The sequence below is a fragment of the Daejeonella sp. genome (assembly GCF_017495225.1).
Taxonomy (GTDB): domain Bacteria; phylum Bacteroidota; class Bacteroidia; order Sphingobacteriales; family Sphingobacteriaceae; genus Daejeonella.
On the sequence record NZ_JAFEIG010000012.1, the window covers coordinates 1 to 15,499 of the forward strand.

General features: G+C 36.3%; 17 protein-coding genes. 5 read left to right on the forward strand and 12 right to left on the reverse strand.

What is annotated here, in order from left to right:
• Positions 1-156: 156 nt before the first annotated feature.
• Positions 157-1,035 (reverse strand): lipoyl synthase, encoded by an 879-nt coding sequence (gene lipA, locus QZ136_RS04645; protein ID WP_291400867.1) that lies wholly within the window; start codon positions 1,033-1,035, stop codon positions 157-159.
• A gap of 155 nt (positions 1,036-1,190) precedes the next feature.
• Here lipA and QZ136_RS04650 point away from each other — a divergent pair, with 155 nt between their 5' ends.
• On the forward strand, positions 1,191-1,601 hold the full coding sequence (locus QZ136_RS04650) for an OsmC family protein (protein WP_291400869.1): 411 nt from the start codon (positions 1,191-1,193) through the stop codon (positions 1,599-1,601).
• Between the two features lie 17 nt (positions 1,602-1,618).
• Here QZ136_RS04650 and ytxJ read toward each other — a convergent pair whose 3' ends face one another.
• The 3 genes from ytxJ to QZ136_RS04665 form a co-directional block, all read right to left on the reverse strand.
• Positions 1,619-1,948: a bacillithiol system redox-active protein YtxJ gene (gene ytxJ, locus QZ136_RS04655; RefSeq protein WP_291400871.1), complete on the reverse strand. Its 330-nt coding sequence runs from the start codon at positions 1,946-1,948 to the stop codon at positions 1,619-1,621.
• 257 nt (positions 1,949-2,205) lie between these two features.
• Positions 2,206-2,700 carry a 6,7-dimethyl-8-ribityllumazine synthase gene (ribH, locus tag QZ136_RS04660; protein ID WP_291400873.1) on the reverse strand — a complete coding sequence of 165 codons (495 nt, stop codon included), beginning with the start codon at positions 2,698-2,700 and terminating at the stop codon, positions 2,206-2,208.
• A 62-nt stretch (positions 2,701-2,762) separates the two neighbouring features.
• Positions 2,763-3,443 carry a tetratricopeptide repeat protein gene (locus QZ136_RS04665; RefSeq protein WP_291400875.1) on the reverse strand — a complete coding sequence of 227 codons (681 nt, stop codon included), beginning with the start codon at positions 3,441-3,443 and terminating at the stop codon, positions 2,763-2,765.
• Between the two features lie 245 nt (positions 3,444-3,688).
• Between QZ136_RS04665 and recF the strand changes: the two genes are divergently transcribed.
• Both recF and QZ136_RS04675 read left to right on the forward strand, forming a co-directional pair.
• Positions 3,689-4,792, forward strand: coding sequence for a DNA replication and repair protein RecF (recF, locus tag QZ136_RS04670; protein ID WP_291400877.1), 1,104 nt, complete (start codon positions 3,689-3,691; stop codon positions 4,790-4,792).
• Positions 4,793-4,820: 28 nt separating this feature from the next.
• The gene (locus tag QZ136_RS04675) at positions 4,821-5,111 is read left to right on the forward strand and encodes a DUF721 domain-containing protein (protein ID WP_291400879.1); all 291 of its coding nucleotides are present in this window, start codon (positions 4,821-4,823) and stop codon (positions 5,109-5,111) included.
• A gap of 172 nt (positions 5,112-5,283) precedes the next feature.
• On the opposite strand, the gene QZ136_RS04680 is transcribed toward QZ136_RS04675, so the two are convergent.
• From QZ136_RS04680 to QZ136_RS04700, 5 genes are all read right to left on the reverse strand, one after another.
• Positions 5,284-6,252: a virulence protein RhuM/Fic/DOC family protein gene (locus QZ136_RS04680; RefSeq protein ID WP_291400880.1), complete on the reverse strand. Its 969-nt coding sequence runs from the start codon at positions 6,250-6,252 to the stop codon at positions 5,284-5,286.
• A gap of 309 nt (positions 6,253-6,561) precedes the next feature.
• Positions 6,562-7,062: a GNAT family N-acetyltransferase gene (locus QZ136_RS04685; RefSeq protein WP_291400882.1), complete on the reverse strand. Its 501-nt coding sequence runs from the start codon at positions 7,060-7,062 to the stop codon at positions 6,562-6,564.
• Complete coding sequence (locus QZ136_RS04690; RefSeq protein WP_291400884.1) at positions 7,059-7,352, reverse strand: DUF1778 domain-containing protein; 294 nt, start codon at positions 7,350-7,352, stop codon at positions 7,059-7,061. The genes QZ136_RS04685 and QZ136_RS04690 overlap by 4 nt, the downstream gene beginning before the upstream one ends.
• Positions 7,353-7,508: 156 nt before the next feature.
• Positions 7,509-7,700 carry a hypothetical protein gene (locus QZ136_RS04695; protein ID WP_291400886.1) on the reverse strand — a complete coding sequence of 64 codons (192 nt, stop codon included), beginning with the start codon at positions 7,698-7,700 and terminating at the stop codon, positions 7,509-7,511.
• A 63-nt stretch (positions 7,701-7,763) separates the two neighbouring features.
• Complete coding sequence (locus tag QZ136_RS04700; protein WP_291400888.1) at positions 7,764-8,183, reverse strand: nucleoside-diphosphate kinase; 420 nt, start codon at positions 8,181-8,183, stop codon at positions 7,764-7,766.
• Between the two features lie 118 nt (positions 8,184-8,301).
• Between QZ136_RS04700 and QZ136_RS04705 the strand changes: the two genes are divergently transcribed.
• Together QZ136_RS04705 and QZ136_RS04710 are read left to right on the forward strand one after the other, a co-directional pair.
• Positions 8,302-9,312 carry a DHH family phosphoesterase gene (locus tag QZ136_RS04705; protein WP_291400890.1) on the forward strand — a complete coding sequence of 337 codons (1,011 nt, stop codon included), beginning with the start codon at positions 8,302-8,304 and terminating at the stop codon, positions 9,310-9,312.
• A 123-nt stretch (positions 9,313-9,435) separates the two neighbouring features.
• Complete coding sequence (locus QZ136_RS04710; RefSeq protein WP_291400893.1) at positions 9,436-10,374, forward strand: FKBP-type peptidyl-prolyl cis-trans isomerase; 939 nt, start codon at positions 9,436-9,438, stop codon at positions 10,372-10,374.
• A gap of 80 nt (positions 10,375-10,454) precedes the next feature.
• On the opposite strand, the gene bshA is transcribed toward QZ136_RS04710, so the two are convergent.
• The 3 genes from bshA to QZ136_RS04725 form a co-directional block, all read right to left on the reverse strand.
• Positions 10,455-11,591, reverse strand: coding sequence for an N-acetyl-alpha-D-glucosaminyl L-malate synthase BshA (bshA, locus tag QZ136_RS04715; RefSeq protein ID WP_291400895.1), 1,137 nt, complete (start codon positions 11,589-11,591; stop codon positions 10,455-10,457).
• 159 nt (positions 11,592-11,750) lie between these two features.
• The gene (locus tag QZ136_RS04720) at positions 11,751-13,625 is read right to left on the reverse strand and encodes a serine hydrolase (RefSeq protein ID WP_291400897.1); all 1,875 of its coding nucleotides are present in this window, start codon (positions 13,623-13,625) and stop codon (positions 11,751-11,753) included.
• On the reverse strand, positions 13,600-15,228 hold the full coding sequence (locus QZ136_RS04725; protein WP_291400899.1) for an amidohydrolase: 1,629 nt from the start codon (positions 15,226-15,228) through the stop codon (positions 13,600-13,602). Before QZ136_RS04725 ends, QZ136_RS04720 begins: the two co-directional genes overlap by 26 nt.
• Positions 15,229-15,499: the final 271 nt, after the last annotated feature.

Sequence of the window (15,499 nt, forward strand, 5' to 3'; positions counted from 1 at the left end):
AAAAAAACATTAAGAAATTAAGAAAAATTAAGATTGAAACGTCTAAAAATTTAGTGACGCTCTCCTTAATCAACCTTAATGGCTTAATGTTTAAAAAAATGTTATTCTTGAATTGGACAGGTCGCGACCTGTCCCTACGAGGATAAAAAAAGAAAATTATAAATCGAAAAGATGCTTTTCAGCATGGTAAGAAGAACGCACAAGCGGTCCGCTTTCTACATATTTGAAGCCCATTTCTAATCCGATAGTCTTATATTTCTCAAACTGCTCTGGAGTAATCCAGTCAATTACAGGATGATGCGTGCGCGAAGGCTGCAAATATTGGCCAAGCGTAAGAATATGCACTCCCACAGCTAAAAGATCTGCCATAGCCTCTAAAACGTCTTCCTCGGTCTCACCAAGACCAAGCATAATGCCCGATTTTGTCCTAAGCCCAGCCTCATTAATTCGGCGTAAACATTCTAAACTACGATCATACTTTGCTTGAATACGTACTTCTTTAGTCAGGCGACGAACAGTCTCCAAATTATGAGAAACCACCTCAGGGCGAGTTTCAAGCACGCGATCTAAATTATCCCAAATCCCTCTAAAGTCTGGCAAAAGGGTTTCTAGGGTCGTCCCGGGACTTTCCTTACGAATAGTATTGATTGTTTCGGCCCAAATTGTTGAACCGCCATCCTTCAAATCATCACGATCTACAGAAGTGATTACACAGTGTTTAACCTGCATTAACTTCACCGAATTGGCCACACGATTAGGCTCATCGGTATCTACCGCCAAGGGCCTTCCTGTTGCTACAGCACAAAAAGAACAAGAACGAGTACAGATATTTCCCAAAATCATGAAAGTGGCTGTGCCAGCACCCCAACATTCGCCCATATTAGGACAATTACCACTCTCGCAAATGGTATGAAGTTTATGAGTATCAACCAGACTGCGAACATGAGCGTACTCTTTTCCAACTGGAAGCTTCACGCGCAGCCAATTTGGCTTGCGTTGCATTTGATTAACTGGGATAACCGGTAATTCGATCATAAAGCAAAAGTAAAGAATTTTAGGAAGATTTAAGTGCCAAAAACACAGTTCCTAAATTTTGACATTTGAGTGTTATTCTTGGAGATAATATTTAAAAGGATTGCTCTACACTCATATATTTATTTATTTTTGATTAACGAATTTCAATAATCCAAATGGCAACAATAGAAACTATATACCTAGGCGAGCTAAGAACAGAGGCAAAACATGTTTTATCGGGTGATAAAGTGATTACAGATGCCCCTTTAGATAATCAAGGCAAAGGTGAAGCATTTTCACCAACCGATTTAATGTCAGCTTCGCTGGGTAGTTGTATGTTTACCATTATGGGTATTGCGGCCAGAGAACATGGCTTTGATATTGATGGTACAAGCTGCTCCATTACAAAAATTATGGCTGCCGACCCTCGCCGTGTGAGTGAAATTCAGATAAGCTTTGATTTTCCTGCTATTCAATATAGCGATAAGCAAAAATTGATTTTGGAAAAGGCCGCTAAGAACTGCCCTGTGGCCAAAAGCTTACACCCCGACCTTATTCAAAACGTCAATTTTAATTTCCAGGGTTAGGAAAAATATTTTTAGGATTAAGCTATTTGCTCTGCCAAATCTTCGGCAGAAATCTCACCATGTGATGTTTCATAAATGCACTCACCATTTTTAATAAGAAGCATTTGTGGCGACTCATGATGAACCTGAAACTGCTCAGCAATTTTATTGGAAACCTCTCTATAGCTGATAAGGTCTAAGAAATAAACTGGTGTTCCTTCTGGGATGGCATCCCATTCAAACTCAAACCTTTTTTTAGCCATCATACTTACAGAACAACGTGTGCTATGCTTAAAAATAACGCTATAACCCTGTGCATTGGCGATATTGGATAATTGTTCAAGGTTATCTAATGGAATCCAGTTCATGATGTAAAATAAAATCTAATGCAAAATTACAAAAAAGAGGAAATAGACCAGTCAGGGGATGGTCAAATTGAAAGAAATGAAATGGTTACAGAATTAACGTCTCGACTTAGGATAAGTTCCATAAGCTGGGCATAGTTTTGACGAACATGCCTGTAATACCGTTAAGGCTATAAATAGTGACAATATGCCGATAGCTACTTTCTTCATAATTAATTTATAAAATTGATGAATTTAATTCAAAAATCAAATTTTCTTTTTTACTGATTCAAAGAAGGCTTAATTCCGGCCATAACGATGGCTGTAACAGCAGCTTCCTCACCTTTATTACCATGTTTACCCCCCGCACGATCGAGTGCTTGTTGTAAATTATCTGTTGTTAATACGCCGAAAATTACCGGTTTATTGTGCTTGATAGAAACATTTGCAATCCCATGAGCCACCGCATCACAAATAAAAGTGAAGTGAGGTGTTTCACCCTGAATAACACAGCCAAGACAAATAAGGGCATCCAAATTTTTATTGGCTAACAAAATATCTGCAGCAGAAATAAGCTCAAAGCTCCCGGGAACCTTGATGGTATGGATATTTTCTTCATCCGCTCCATGCTTCACAAGCGCTAAATAGGCTCCCTCATACAAAGCACCCGTAACTTGGGCATTCCACTGAGAAACAATGATTCCAAATTTATATCCCTTTGCGGAAGGAACTTCCATATGAGAAAAATCGGAAAGACTCTTTAGGTTTGTAGCCATGGCTTAAAATGATAAATGGCCATTAACGGAAAATCCGTGAACGGCCATTTGAGAAAATATGATTATTGCTGTGCTTCAGCACGAGCAATGTAAGAATCAATTGTTGCAGCTTCAGCGCTTTCAGAAAAATCAGTTCTGATTTTATTGTAAACTTCTACAGCAGATTTGAAATCTTTTTGCTCTTCGTAAACTAAACCTAGTTTTTTAAGGAACATCGGACTAGTTAAAGTATTCGGGCTTTTATCAGCCGCTTTCTTGTAAAAGGTAATCGCTTTTGAATAATCCTTAAGCTCGCTGTACGCATCGCCAAGCATTCCTAATACAAGAGGATCAATTACAGGACTGCCAGTGCTGCTGTAATTTCCTAAAGCATCAACCGCCTTTTGAAACTCCCCTTTTTGCAAGTATAAACCACCAAGGTATGCATTGGCAAGGTTCGCAGACTTAGTATTAGAATACTCCTCAACAATCTTTTCCAAACCTGGATAAGATCCGTCGCCAGCAATAGCCTTATCCTTTAGAGAATCAATTGCCAAATATTCTTCAGCCTTGTAAATTTCGTTGGCTGCCTTCTCTGCTCTCGGAGCTAAGTAGAAATTTTGGTATCCAACGTATAAAAGTACTAAACCAATAATGGCAGCAGCAATTACAGCTAGGCTCTTTGCATTTTCTTGAACAAACTCGCCTGTTTTTCCAAACTGATTCTCAGCTTGTGGAATGTTATCTTTTTGATCTTTAGACATTGGTATTTTAAAAATTGTGAAATTCGCAATAAAATAATCCCGCAAAAATACATTTTTCAGTCTAAGTTTCAACTTTTAAATGAATAGAATCATTTATTTAAATAAGAAATGCCTCTAGGAAGGCTAGAATGATTTTATTAGCATCAATTCTAAATCTTTTTTCTTGGTTTAAAAAAACCAAGAATTGCAAAATTAAGAAAGCAAAAGAGTAAATTTGCTTTTTAGCGTTCTGTACAAGCATACCTATGTGGCTCCAAAAATTATCTGTAATAAATTTCAAGAATTATTCTGAAGCTGAATTAAGCTTTTCGGATAGCGTAAATGCCTTTACAGGAAATAATGGTGCCGGAAAAACCAATATTCTAGATGCCATACATTACCTATCTCTATGCAAAAGTTTCTTCAATCCCATTGATAGTCAGCAGATTAAACAAGGTGAAGATCTTTTCATGATTCAAGGAACATTTCAAAAGGATGAGAAAGATGAGGTTATTTATTGCGGATTAAAGCGCAATCAGAAAAAGAAATTTAAGCGTAATAAAAAGGAGTATCAACGTCTAGCAGATCATATTGGTATTTTTCCTTTGGTGATGATTTCGCCAAATGATATCAGCCTGATTATTGAAGGAAGTGAAGAACGCAGAAAATTTATTGATAATGTAATCTCCCAAACTGATAGTCAGTACCTCGACGAGTTGATTAGCTATAACAAGAGCCTCATGAATAGAAACGCTTTGCTTAGGCAGATCGCCATTTCAGGGAAGTACGATCCCGCATTGATGGAAATTTATGATGAGCAGCTAATCCTTTCTGGAAGCAAAATTTTTGAGAAGCGGAAAGCTTTTATGATTGAGTTTCGAGAGATTTTCAATAAACACTATCAATTCCTAAGCGAGGATGCCGAACAAGTGGAATTGGTTTATGATTCACCGCTTTTAAGCAGCACTTTTTCTGAGATATTACGTAAAAATATAGAACGTGATCGTATTCTAGAGCGTACATCAAGCGGAATTCATAAGGATGAGCTGAATTTCACCATTCATGGCATGGTACTCAAGAAATTTGGATCTCAAGGGCAACAAAAATCCTTTTTAATTGCCCTAAAACTTGCTCAATACAGCTTTCTTCACAAAAATAAAGGCTATGAACCTCTTTTACTTCTGGATGATATTTTTGATAAATTAGATGATGCGCGGACTACCAAGTTGATGAAAATGGTATCCGACAAGGATTTCGGACAGATTTTTATTACGGATACCAGCAGAAAAAGAATTGAAGAAATTTTTAGCAAGCTGAATGTTTCAGTAAATATAGTGGATATCGAAAAAGGAGCAATTGTTGTTTCGTAATTTTAATAGATTTAATTCAGCATTTATTATGAGCCGCACAAACGATAGATCATTAAAAGATGCCATTGAGCAAATGCTTCAGGTTTATAAGCTGCGTAGAAAAGTGGATGAAACCGCTTTGATTGTTGCTTGGCCCGAAATGATGGGAAAAGCCGTTGCAAACCGCACAAAAGACATTTTTATTCGCGATCGTAAATTATTTATCCGATTAGAATCGGCAGTAATTAAAAATGATTTGATGATGATGCGCTCGGATATCATCGAAAAAATGAATGAACGTGCCGGAGCGAGTATTATTGATGAGATAATATTTTTGTAAACCGTAGGGACAGGTCGCGACCTAAGTGACCGATTAATAATTGTTTAAGCTCCCTCTATCTAATTACTTTGTACTAAATTCTATGCTCCTAGCTTAATTTTTCTAAATTCCTTAATGGTTTTTTATGATAATCGTGAAAGGGAATGTGATTTAATTGAAAATGAATTTGGATTTATGTTTTAACAATAAGATTTATCACAACGTTTATCATCATGTCTTTTTCTTCAGGTTTACTTTCAGCAATTAGTAGAGTAAGTGCTATCAAAGTATTTTCATTTATTCTTTTTGTTCCATCTAGGTGGTGCAAGGTTTTGTTTTTTTCCAAGTACCAAATAAATAACCATGCGGCAATTCTTTTATTACCATCTGAAAATGAATGATTTTTAACGACAAAATACAAAAGATGTGCTGCCTTTTCTTCTAAACTTTTATAGAGTTCGATCCCATCAAATGTTTGATCTATAGCCGCTATTGAACTCCTGAAAGATTGGTCTTTTTCATTTCCAAAAAGACTTGAGCCACCAAATCTTTTTTTAAGTTCATTGATAGCAAATTTGGCATCATCATATTTTATTCTAAAGGAAGACTTTGTTGTCATCTCAGGTAAACTTAACCTTTGATGATCGTAGTCATCTAAAAAATCTAAGGCTGTTGAATAATCAGATAAAACTTCAAATAACCCCTTTGTCTGATTATCAGAATCCAAATATTGAATAGTTCGATTTACTAGCTTAATAGTCTTTTTAAGCTCTTGCAATCTTTTTTCATTAACACTATAACCCTCAACAATATGATTTTTAATAATTTTATTTGCCCATATTCTAAAAGCAGTTCCTTTTTTTGAATTTACTCGATAACCTACAGAAATAATCATGTCAAGATTATAGATATTAATCTGCCTTTTCACCGTTCTTTTTCCTTCCTTTTGAACTTGTGTAATTTTTGCACAAGTTGCTTCTTCATCCAATTCTAAGGATTTGTAAATGTTCTGTATATGCCTAAGGACTGAAGTTCTGTCTGTTTCGAATAATTCTGAAATCTGATATTGGTCTAACCAAAGTGTATCATTTTCCAAAAGCACATGGATATTTGGGGAACCTTGTGCCGACTGATAAATAATTATTTCACCCGATTGCTTCATTACTTACATTTTGATTATTGCACCTCAAGATAATCAATTTGATTTTTTCTTTCTTTATATTTGCAAATTTTAAATTGTAAATTTAATATTAGAATCAGCAGTAATTAAAAATGATTTGATGATGATGCGCTCGGATATCATCGAAAAAATGAATGAACGTGCCGGAGCGAGTATTATTGATGAGATAATATTTTTGTAAACCGTAGGGACAGGTCGCGACCTGTCCGCCACAATATTTTTGGGTTTATTATAACCAAGGTCAGGTCGCGACCTGACCCTACAATTGCTTTAATTTTTGAACACTAAATTTTAATGGTCTCTAAATAATTCACTTAATGTTTTAATCGAGATAAACATTTTCCCACTATCAGGTAGTTTTATAAAATCGTATTTTTTATAGAATCGTTCGGATTCCTCATCAATTGGATCAACCACAACAGCAAAGGAGCCTATTTCTAAGGAAGTTTCATAAGCTCTTTTTAGAGCATCAATTAACAATATTTTCCCAATTCCCTTTCCTTGATATTTAATATCTATTGCTAACCTTCCAAGTAATGTTGTTGGAATTGAGGTATAAGATTTGGGTATTTTTTTTTGAATTTTCTCGGAAAAACTACTTAAAGGAATGCTATTATTTGAAAGTGTATAATAGCCTTTAATAATTTTTGTTTCTTTTTCCGATAGCACAAAGCAAGCGCATAGCTTCCTTTTAACATCTTGTCCCGCTTGAGTTTTTAAATATTTATTAAGAAGCTCCTTCCCACAATCAAAATCCCCACGATTATGCTTTATGCCTAAAAGTTCAATCATTTTTTGGAATTTGAAAGAAAGGAATTATAACCCTTCAAGGCATTTTTAAGGGCTTTTGAAGGCTTATTGGGATTTATTATCGCATCAAAAAAGACTTGACTATCCCGCTCAGAGGCAATTATTTGTTCTTTTTCATGAACAATTTCCTTTGCTTTCTCTTGTACTGTCAAAATAACAAAGTCGGTTAAACTTCTATAACCACCCAATTCAGCAGCCTTTTCAAAAAACTCTTTTTGTTCTTTGGTAAGTCTGGCGTTAAATCGAGCAGGCACTTTTATTAAAGTACTCATATTTTAATATTTTTATAAATGTACGTAAAATATATGTACAATAATATTATGTACAGTAAATTTACGTACAAAATTATTTGAACTATATAACAAATACAGCTAGTTTATAGCTAAGCAAGGGACTTAGACAAAAAAATATTTAGGATTTATTTTACCCTATCTCTTACGCTCGTTATAATTCTTTACAAGAAGATAGTATAAAACGGTCATGAAGAAGGCAATGGAGAAAGCCTTCAAGGCGAATAAATAATCCAATTGGGTATCCCATCCACCAAGGTAAGAAACTGTGCCCGGGACAATCAGCATCACCACAAAAAAGATAAGGTAGCGGGTTTGGAAAATTTTCATTTTTTTAATTTCAATAATCGCCCTGAAGGTTTTTAATATCCTTCAGGGCGAAATATAATTTTATTAGAAACGCTCAAATGCAGTGAAGAAGAAGCTTCCTTCAATCTGTGCATTTTCGTCTGAGTCAGATCCGTGAATTGCATTCGCATCAATAGATTTTGCGTATTTATTACGTATTGTTCCAGGCTCAGCCTTTGATGGATCAGTCGCGCCAATTAAATTACGGAAATCTTCAACAGCATTATCTTTTTCAAGAATTGCCGCTACAATCGGTCCCGAAGACATAAAATCAACTAAATCATTGTAAAAAGGACGCTCGCTATGAACCGCGTAAAACTGTCCCGCGATATCCTTACTCAAGCGAGTGTACTTTAAAGCAATCACTTTAAATCCGCCTTTAATAATATCATCCAAAATAGCTCCGGTGTGGCCATTGGCTACAGCATCGGGCTTAATCATTGTAAAAGTTCTGTTCGTTGCCATCTTATTATTTGAAAATTGGTGCAAAAGTACAGCTAATTAATCAAAGGCTAAAGGATTTTAAAAAATCAGACCAACAAAATCAGTAATTTTGATAGCTTTGCATTCCTTTTGATCTCACATGTTGGAAATAAGCCATTTAAAAGAATTTTTAGATACACCTAAACGCATTGTTATCACTACACATCCCAAGCCGGATGGTGATGCAATGGGCTCCTCTTTGGGTTTATACAACTATTTGATCCAGAAAGGACATCAAATTCAGGTAATTACTCCTACCGACTATCCAAATTTCTTGCATTGGATGCCCAATAATTCGGAAGTTATTGTATTCACCGAAGAAGTAGAAAAGTCGAAAAACCTTGTCGCACAAGCGGATATCATTTTTTGTTTAGATTTTAATTCACTATCCAGAATCTATGAGATGGGCGATTTGCTGCGTGAATCTAAAGCTAAGAAAGTCCTTATTGATCATCATTTAGAGCCTGAAGGTTTCGAAGATTTTCGATTATGGAATACCGGTGCTTGCGCAACTGCACATTTAGTCTATGAGTTTATTGTGGATATTATGGGCGATCGTGAGCTTCTAAATAAAGATATTGCCTCTTGCTTGTACACCGGAATCATGACTGATACGGGATCCTTCCGTTTTAGATCTACAACCGAGCGTGTGCATCAAATTGTGGCCGATTTAATTGCAGCAGGTGCCGACAATACGCTTATTCATCAATTGGTGTATGATGATTTCTCGCTTAGCCGACTTCGCTTCTTAGGCCATTGCCTATTGAATAAACTGGAAGTATTGCCCGAATATAATACCGCCATCATTGTAATTACCAAGGAGGAGCTAGAGCAATTTCATGTAAATACTGGTGATACTGAGGGGATTGTAAACTACGCGCTTTCCATCAGTGGGATACGTTTAGCAGCCTTAATTATTGAACGTCAGGATGTAGTAAAGCTATCTTTACGCTCTATCGGCGATTTCCCAGCCAACGAAATCTGCAAAAAATATTTTAGTGGTGGGGGTCATAAAAATGCATCGGGAGGAATATCAAATGAAAAAATTGATGCGGTAAGGGAAAAGTTTAATGTAATTTTGCCGGAATATAAATCTCTTTTAGTAAAATAGCAGATTGAATATAATGAATTTTAACGTAATTAGCAAATAAATAACACACGAATAAACCAAAAAAGAGTAAAATAAGCTTTAAAACAGCGAATTAACTCATTAAAAACAAATGTATATCTCAAGATGAAAAAATTAGTAATCGTATTAGGGCTTGCAGTTACGGGATTAACCGCCTGCAACAATTTCGAAAAAGGTGAAGGGGACATGTTATATAAGATCCACACCGACAAAGCTGGTGCAACCATTCAAGAAGGTGATTTCATCGCTTTCAAAGCGACTGAAAAAACTGAAGGTGATTCTTTATTGTATAGTTCATACGATTATGATCGTCCTTCTTTAATGATTAAAGAAAAATCTGTATTCAAAGGTGATCTTTTTGCTGCTCTTGGTCTTTTAAGTGAAGGTGATAGTGCAACATTCAAAATCAACATCGATTCAATGGTTCAGAAAATGGGTCGCCCGATGCCATCAGATACAACTAAAAAATACTTAGTTTATACCATTAAAATCGATAAAGTTATTCCAAAAGGAAAATTAACCGATAGCCTTTTCCGTGGAAAGATTGATGAGTATTTAAAGGCAGAAATGGATTTAGCTAAATCAAGCGAGGCTAAAAAAGTAAAAGCTTATGTTGCTGCAAAGAGTTTAAAGCCAACAGTTAGTGCTTCAGGTTTAAATTATATCATTTCAAATCCTGGTAGCGGTGCAAAAGCTAATCCTGGTGATACAGTTATGGTAAATTATACAGGAATGTTCTTAAGCGGTAAGGTATTTGATACTAGCTTAGCTGAGGTAGCTAAAAAGGCTGGCACATTCAATCCACAGCGCCCATATGAGCCTCTTAAACTTCCTGCTGGAATGAATAGCTCAATCCCAGGATTTGAAGAAGGATTATTATTATTATCAAAAGGTGCTAAAGCAACTTTAATTATCCCTTCAAACTTAGCTTATGGAGAGCAAGGAAATCAAGGTATCCCTCCATTCACTCCCCTAATTTTTGAATTGGAAATGGTAAACATCATCCCAGCAAAAGCAGTTGCTGCTCCTGTTGCGAAGAAATAAGAAATTCAACCCTTAACAAAAAAAACCTTTCAGAATATTCTGAAAGGTTTTTTTTATGGAATAAGAATTAAGAATCTGAATTATAATCTAGAGGCGCTAGCCATTACATCTTTGTAATATTGCTCATAAATGGGAACAATAAGACTTAATTCGAACTCTTTAGCACGATTGAGCGCCCCTTCTTTAAAAGCAGCTAGTTTTTTATCATCTTCTAGGATAAAAATTGAATGAGCCGCCATCGACTCAATATCTCCTACTTTATCCATAAATCCGGTTATGCCATTGATATTTAACTCTGGCAATCCACCAGCGTCAGAGGTGATTACAGGCACTTTACAAGCCATCGCCTCCAAGGCTGCTAAACCAAAGCTCTCCGATTCTGAAGGCATGATAAAAAGATCTGCAACAGATAGAATTTCTTCTACCGCATCTTGCTTTCCTAGGAAACGTACATTATTGCAAATTTCAAGATCACGGCAAAGCTGCTCACAATATACACGCTCAGGTCCATCGCCTACCATCAACAGTTTCGACGGAATAACTTTTTGAATTTTCTCAAAAATATGAACCACATCTTGCGTTCTCTTTACTTTTCTAAAGTTGGAGGTATGCACAATCACACGTTCATTATTGGGTGCAATTGCCAATTTAAAATGATCTTTAGCTTTTAGGTTAAAACGCTCTAAATCAATGAAATTGGGAATAACTTTAATGTCCTTATTAACCTCAAAATGCTTGTATGTATCTTCTTTTAGGTTTTCGGATACGGCAGTAACACCATCCGACTGATTAATAGAAAAAGTTACAACTGGTTTATATGTTGGATCTTTACCTACGAGGGTAATATCGGTGCCATGCAGGGTGGTAACAACTGGAATATGAATTCCGAATGTTGCCAAAATTTGCTTGGCCATAAATGCAGCCGAAGCATGCGGAATGGCATAGTGAACATGCAATAAATCTAATTTCTCAAAGCGTACCACATCAACCAGCTTACTCGCCAAAGCAAGCTCATAGGGCGGATAATCGAACAATGGATAATTAGATACCGAAACCTCATGATAGTAAAGGTTTTCGGAAAAGAAATCGAGTCGCGCAGGTTGCCTATAAGTAATAAAATGCACCTGGTGACCATTATCAGCGAGGGCCTTCCCTAATTCGGTGGCTACCACCCCACTACCCCCAAAGGTAGGATAACAAACAATTCCGATTTTCATAGTGGATTTATCCAAAGTACAAAGTTAATAAAAATGCAGCTAATAGCCATAAAACAAGAATACCTGCTTTAAAGGCAGGTATTCAATAGATTTGATTTTAAAGCACCCAAAGGGCAACATGTAAAAATCAAGTCGAAAATTGTTCCAAAATTGGAATGGCTATTCTACTTTATCAGATTTTGAAGCAATAGCCTGATTACCAATAGCTTCATAAATTGCATCTTGAATTCGGCTGCGAATATTGAGATCTAATAATTTTGTACTTACCCCTGGGTTTACTCGATTAGACAAGAAAATATAAACTAATTTATACTTCGGATCTACCCATACGCAAGTGCCAGTATAACCTGTATGTCCAAAAGTTTGTGGTGATGCCAATTTGGAAGGATAACCTTTGCTACTTTCTGGATCCCAACGATCAAAGCCTAATCCCCTGCGGCTCACATCCGATTGTTTTGCTGTAAACATGTCGACAGTCGAAGGTTTAAAATATTCGGTACCGCCATAAGTACCTTTATTTAAAAGCATTTGATATAAAATAGCTAAATCATTGGAGCTTGAGAAGAGTCCCGCATGCCCCGAAACACCCCCTACCATAGCTGCGCCCTGATCGTGAACATAACCCTCTAAAAGCGTTTTACGGAACACTTGATCATCTTCCGTGGGAATAATTTCTTGCTTAGAGAAACGTAACCTCGGATTAAAGCCAGCTCTTGTCATTCCCAAAGGCTTATAAAATTGTTCCATTACATAATTTTCAATAGGCTTGCCTGATTGGCGTTCCACCATTTCTTTCATAAAATACATGCTGAGGTCGCTGTAAACATATTTTCCACGATTAGCTAGGCCTGAATTAAGCATTTGTGGCCACATTACTTCAGCAAAATAGGATTTCCTCATGTAAAAATTATCGGCTGCCTTTGTTGGAAATGCTGCTGTTGAATCGCGGCTATAATCCGTTTCAAGCATGTTTTTATAGAAAGGAATGAATGGCACAAAGCCCGCTTGATGAAGCATTACCTCACGGACAGAAATATCCTTTTTATTGGTATTTCGAGCCCTTGGAATATAGGCGCCAATGGCAGTATCCAATTTCAATCTTTCTTGCTCAAATAGGCGCATCACCGCCATGGTTGTGGCCGATGTTTTAGTTACACTGGCAAGATCATAAATATCATTAATCCTCGTAGGTGTTTTATCGGTATAAGTTCTAGTGCCAAAAGCTTTATTATAAATTACTTTTCCATCTAAAACCACCATAACTACCGCGCCTGGAGCAGCCTTTGCTTGAATGGCTTCGGCAGCAATTTCATCAATACGCTTTAATGCAGCACTATTGATACCCAATTCTTCTGGGACAGTATATTTTAACCTGCTTGCTAAGGTTTCAAAACCAGAACCGGCCTTGTATTTGGCTGAAATATTCTTCTCCAATTTTGAGGAAGCTCCAATACCCCCAAAAATTAGCTGAGCTGATAAATTAGATGAAAGTGCTGATTTTTTCTCTGTCCAAATAATGGGTGCACTTAAATCATTCAATAATTTTAGACTCTGTACATCGCCAGAAAGGCTTACAATTAATTGTTTGTTCTCTTGTAAATCTAAAAGCAAAGGCAAGGTACGTGGATCATTTAGTGACTGATCTGTAATTTGAACAATCACTGTATTGAAAAATTTGAGGTCGTCATTTAATTCATCAAAAGTTGAAGGATTAAACTTGTAATTCATAGATTCAAATGGACGAACAGAAGTATATTTAGTAGAAATACTATCAAAATCTGAAGAAAAAGCAGAGCCAATATTTACACTCGCAATATTTAGATCCTGCAGATTCTTTAGAGGAATAATTCCCTTCTCATTATTTAGTAAAACACTAGATTTCTCTATATTTTTTTCTTCTCTTACTAGCGCATTATTTTGAAGATGCTCAACTGTTTGTGCACAAGCAGAAACAGATAAAGAAACTAACAGACAAAAAGCAGGCAGAGTATAAGTGACTCTGAATAAATTACTTAGCATAAACTTTTTCACCATTTAAATATGTTTTTAACACTTTTGTTTTGAATAAATTAGCTGCATCAGCCTTCATTAGATCTTGATCTAGGATGATAAAATCTGCAAACTTTCCAGCTTCTAAGCTACCCTTTTCTTTTTCTTCAAAATTCCCTTTTGCCGCCCAGATGGTCATCCCACGAATAGCTTCTTCACGGCTCAATGCATTTTCCATTTGGAAACCATTTTGAGGATAGTCTTTCTGATCTTTTCGGACCACTGCAGCATAAAAAGTGAACATGGGATTGATATCTTCCACCGGAAAATCAGTCCCTAATACCAACCAACCATTTTGATCTAGCAATTGCTTAAAGGCATAAGCGCCCTTAATACGCTCAGAACCTAGTCTGTCGGCAGCCCAATACATATCAGAAGTAGCATGAGTGCTTTGAACGGAAGGAATCACACTATTATTACCGAAGAGCTTAAAATCTTTTTGATTTACTACTTGAGCATGCTCTATACGCCAACGGGCATCGTTTTTACCCTTTAATACTCTTCCATAAATAGATAAAATTTCACGATTTGCTGAGTCGCCAATAGCATGTGTATTCATTTGGAATCCTTTTTCAGCGATTTTCTTGGCCACCTCCTCAAAATGAGTTTTTGCACTCAATAAAAAGCCGGAAGTTTCTGGTTTATCAGAATATGGCTCTAAAAGACTAGCGCCACGTGATCCCAATGCACCATCCATATAAACTTTAAATGATCTTATATTTAGTCGCTCGGTTTTAACAGCCCCATTTTTAAAAAGATAGTCATAATTAGCTGGATTGTCTGAAAGCATGCCGTAAATACGCATTTTAAGTTGATTGTCTTTTTGCAGCTCCGAAATTATGGGAATAAGTTCATGACTAATACCGCAATCTGTAACGGTAGTAAGTCCCACAGCGAAACAATTTTTCTGCGCATCCAACAGTGATTCGCCAATTTGTTTAGGCGTTGGTGCTGGAATTTTAGCGTTTACAAGACTTTCGGCATTATCGATTAATATTCCGGTTAATTTACCTTGAATAGTTTCAATTTCGCCACCCTCAATTTTCTGATTAGGCTTTATTCCTGCTAGGTCGAGAGCAAATTTATTAGCAATGGCTGCATGACCATCTACGCGTGATAAAATTACTGGTCTATCTGGGAAAATCTCGCTAAGCTTCTGATTATCAGGAAATTCCTTTATTGGCCAATCGTTCTGATCCCAGCCTCTACCTATAATCCAGCCCTCTGGATTTTCAATGCTAAAGGCTTTCAATTTGTCGAGAATTTCTTCCCAACTTTTTGTCCCAACCAAATTTGCATTTTGCAAACCAGCCCCATAGCCATAAAAATGAGCATGGCCATCAATAAAACCTGGAAATATAGCATTACCTTCCGCATCGAGCGTTTCGCCTTGATATTTACTCAAAATATCCTTTGAGCTTCCTACTTCAAGGATTTTGCCATCTTTTACTGCAAATGCCTCTGCAACAGTAAATAGACTATCAACGGTATAGACCTTCCCATTGTGAACAATGAGGTCGGCCGATTTTTGTGAGCTACAGGAAAATAAAAAGATAGTGCTTAGCACCCAAAGTATGTTCTTTGCCATTATATTTGATATGATTGATGATTTAAAAGTAAATATAAATCATGTAAGGTGAATTTCGGCTTTAAATTGAAATAATTCAATGTTCAAGGCTATTGCGTAAGAAAAAGATAAAATTTGATTAGGATTATCCACATTATACACGCTTAAGCCTAAAAGACCTTATCTTTGTATGTTGAAAACAGAAGATTAAAAAAATCATTTTTGCTAGTCGTTTTCAAAAAAACTAGAATGTTATAGATTGCACCTAGGTTTATCCAAGAAATAAAAGAAT

Excerpts from the sequence above, each read along its gene's own strand:
- lipA (WP_291400867.1), bottom strand. The coding sequence starts at position 1,035 with ATGATCGAATTACCGGTTATCCCAGTTAATCAAATGCAACGCAAGCCA.
- QZ136_RS04650 (WP_291400869.1), top strand. The coding sequence starts at position 1,191 with ATGGCAACAATAGAAACTATATACCTAGGCGAGCTAAGAACAGAGGCA.
- ytxJ (WP_291400871.1), bottom strand. The coding sequence starts at position 1,948 with ATGAACTGGATTCCATTAGATAACCTTGAACAATTATCCAATATCGCC.
- ribH (WP_291400873.1), bottom strand. The coding sequence starts at position 2,700 with ATGGCTACAAACCTAAAGAGTCTTTCCGATTTTTCTCATATGGAAGTT.
- QZ136_RS04665 (WP_291400875.1), bottom strand. The coding sequence starts at position 3,443 with ATGTCTAAAGATCAAAAAGATAACATTCCACAAGCTGAGAATCAGTTT.
- recF (WP_291400877.1), top strand. The coding sequence starts at position 3,689 with ATGTGGCTCCAAAAATTATCTGTAATAAATTTCAAGAATTATTCTGAA.
- QZ136_RS04675 (WP_291400879.1), top strand. The coding sequence starts at position 4,821 with ATGAGCCGCACAAACGATAGATCATTAAAAGATGCCATTGAGCAAATG.
- QZ136_RS04680 (WP_291400880.1), bottom strand. The coding sequence starts at position 6,252 with ATGAAGCAATCGGGTGAAATAATTATTTATCAGTCGGCACAAGGTTCC.
- QZ136_RS04685 (WP_291400882.1), bottom strand. The coding sequence starts at position 7,062 with ATGATTGAACTTTTAGGCATAAAGCATAATCGTGGGGATTTTGATTGT.
- QZ136_RS04690 (WP_291400884.1), bottom strand. The coding sequence starts at position 7,352 with ATGAGTACTTTAATAAAAGTGCCTGCTCGATTTAACGCCAGACTTACC.
- QZ136_RS04695 (WP_291400886.1), bottom strand. The coding sequence starts at position 7,700 with ATGAAAATTTTCCAAACCCGCTACCTTATCTTTTTTGTGGTGATGCTG.
- QZ136_RS04700 (WP_291400888.1), bottom strand. The coding sequence starts at position 8,183 with ATGGCAACGAACAGAACTTTTACAATGATTAAGCCCGATGCTGTAGCC.
- QZ136_RS04705 (WP_291400890.1), top strand. The coding sequence starts at position 8,302 with ATGTTGGAAATAAGCCATTTAAAAGAATTTTTAGATACACCTAAACGC.
- QZ136_RS04710 (WP_291400893.1), top strand. The coding sequence starts at position 9,436 with ATGAAAAAATTAGTAATCGTATTAGGGCTTGCAGTTACGGGATTAACC.
- bshA (WP_291400895.1), bottom strand. The coding sequence starts at position 11,591 with ATGAAAATCGGAATTGTTTGTTATCCTACCTTTGGGGGTAGTGGGGTG.
- QZ136_RS04720 (WP_291400897.1), bottom strand. The coding sequence starts at position 13,625 with ATGGTGAAAAAGTTTATGCTAAGTAATTTATTCAGAGTCACTTATACT.
- QZ136_RS04725 (WP_291400899.1), bottom strand. The coding sequence starts at position 15,228 with ATGGCAAAGAACATACTTTGGGTGCTAAGCACTATCTTTTTATTTTCC.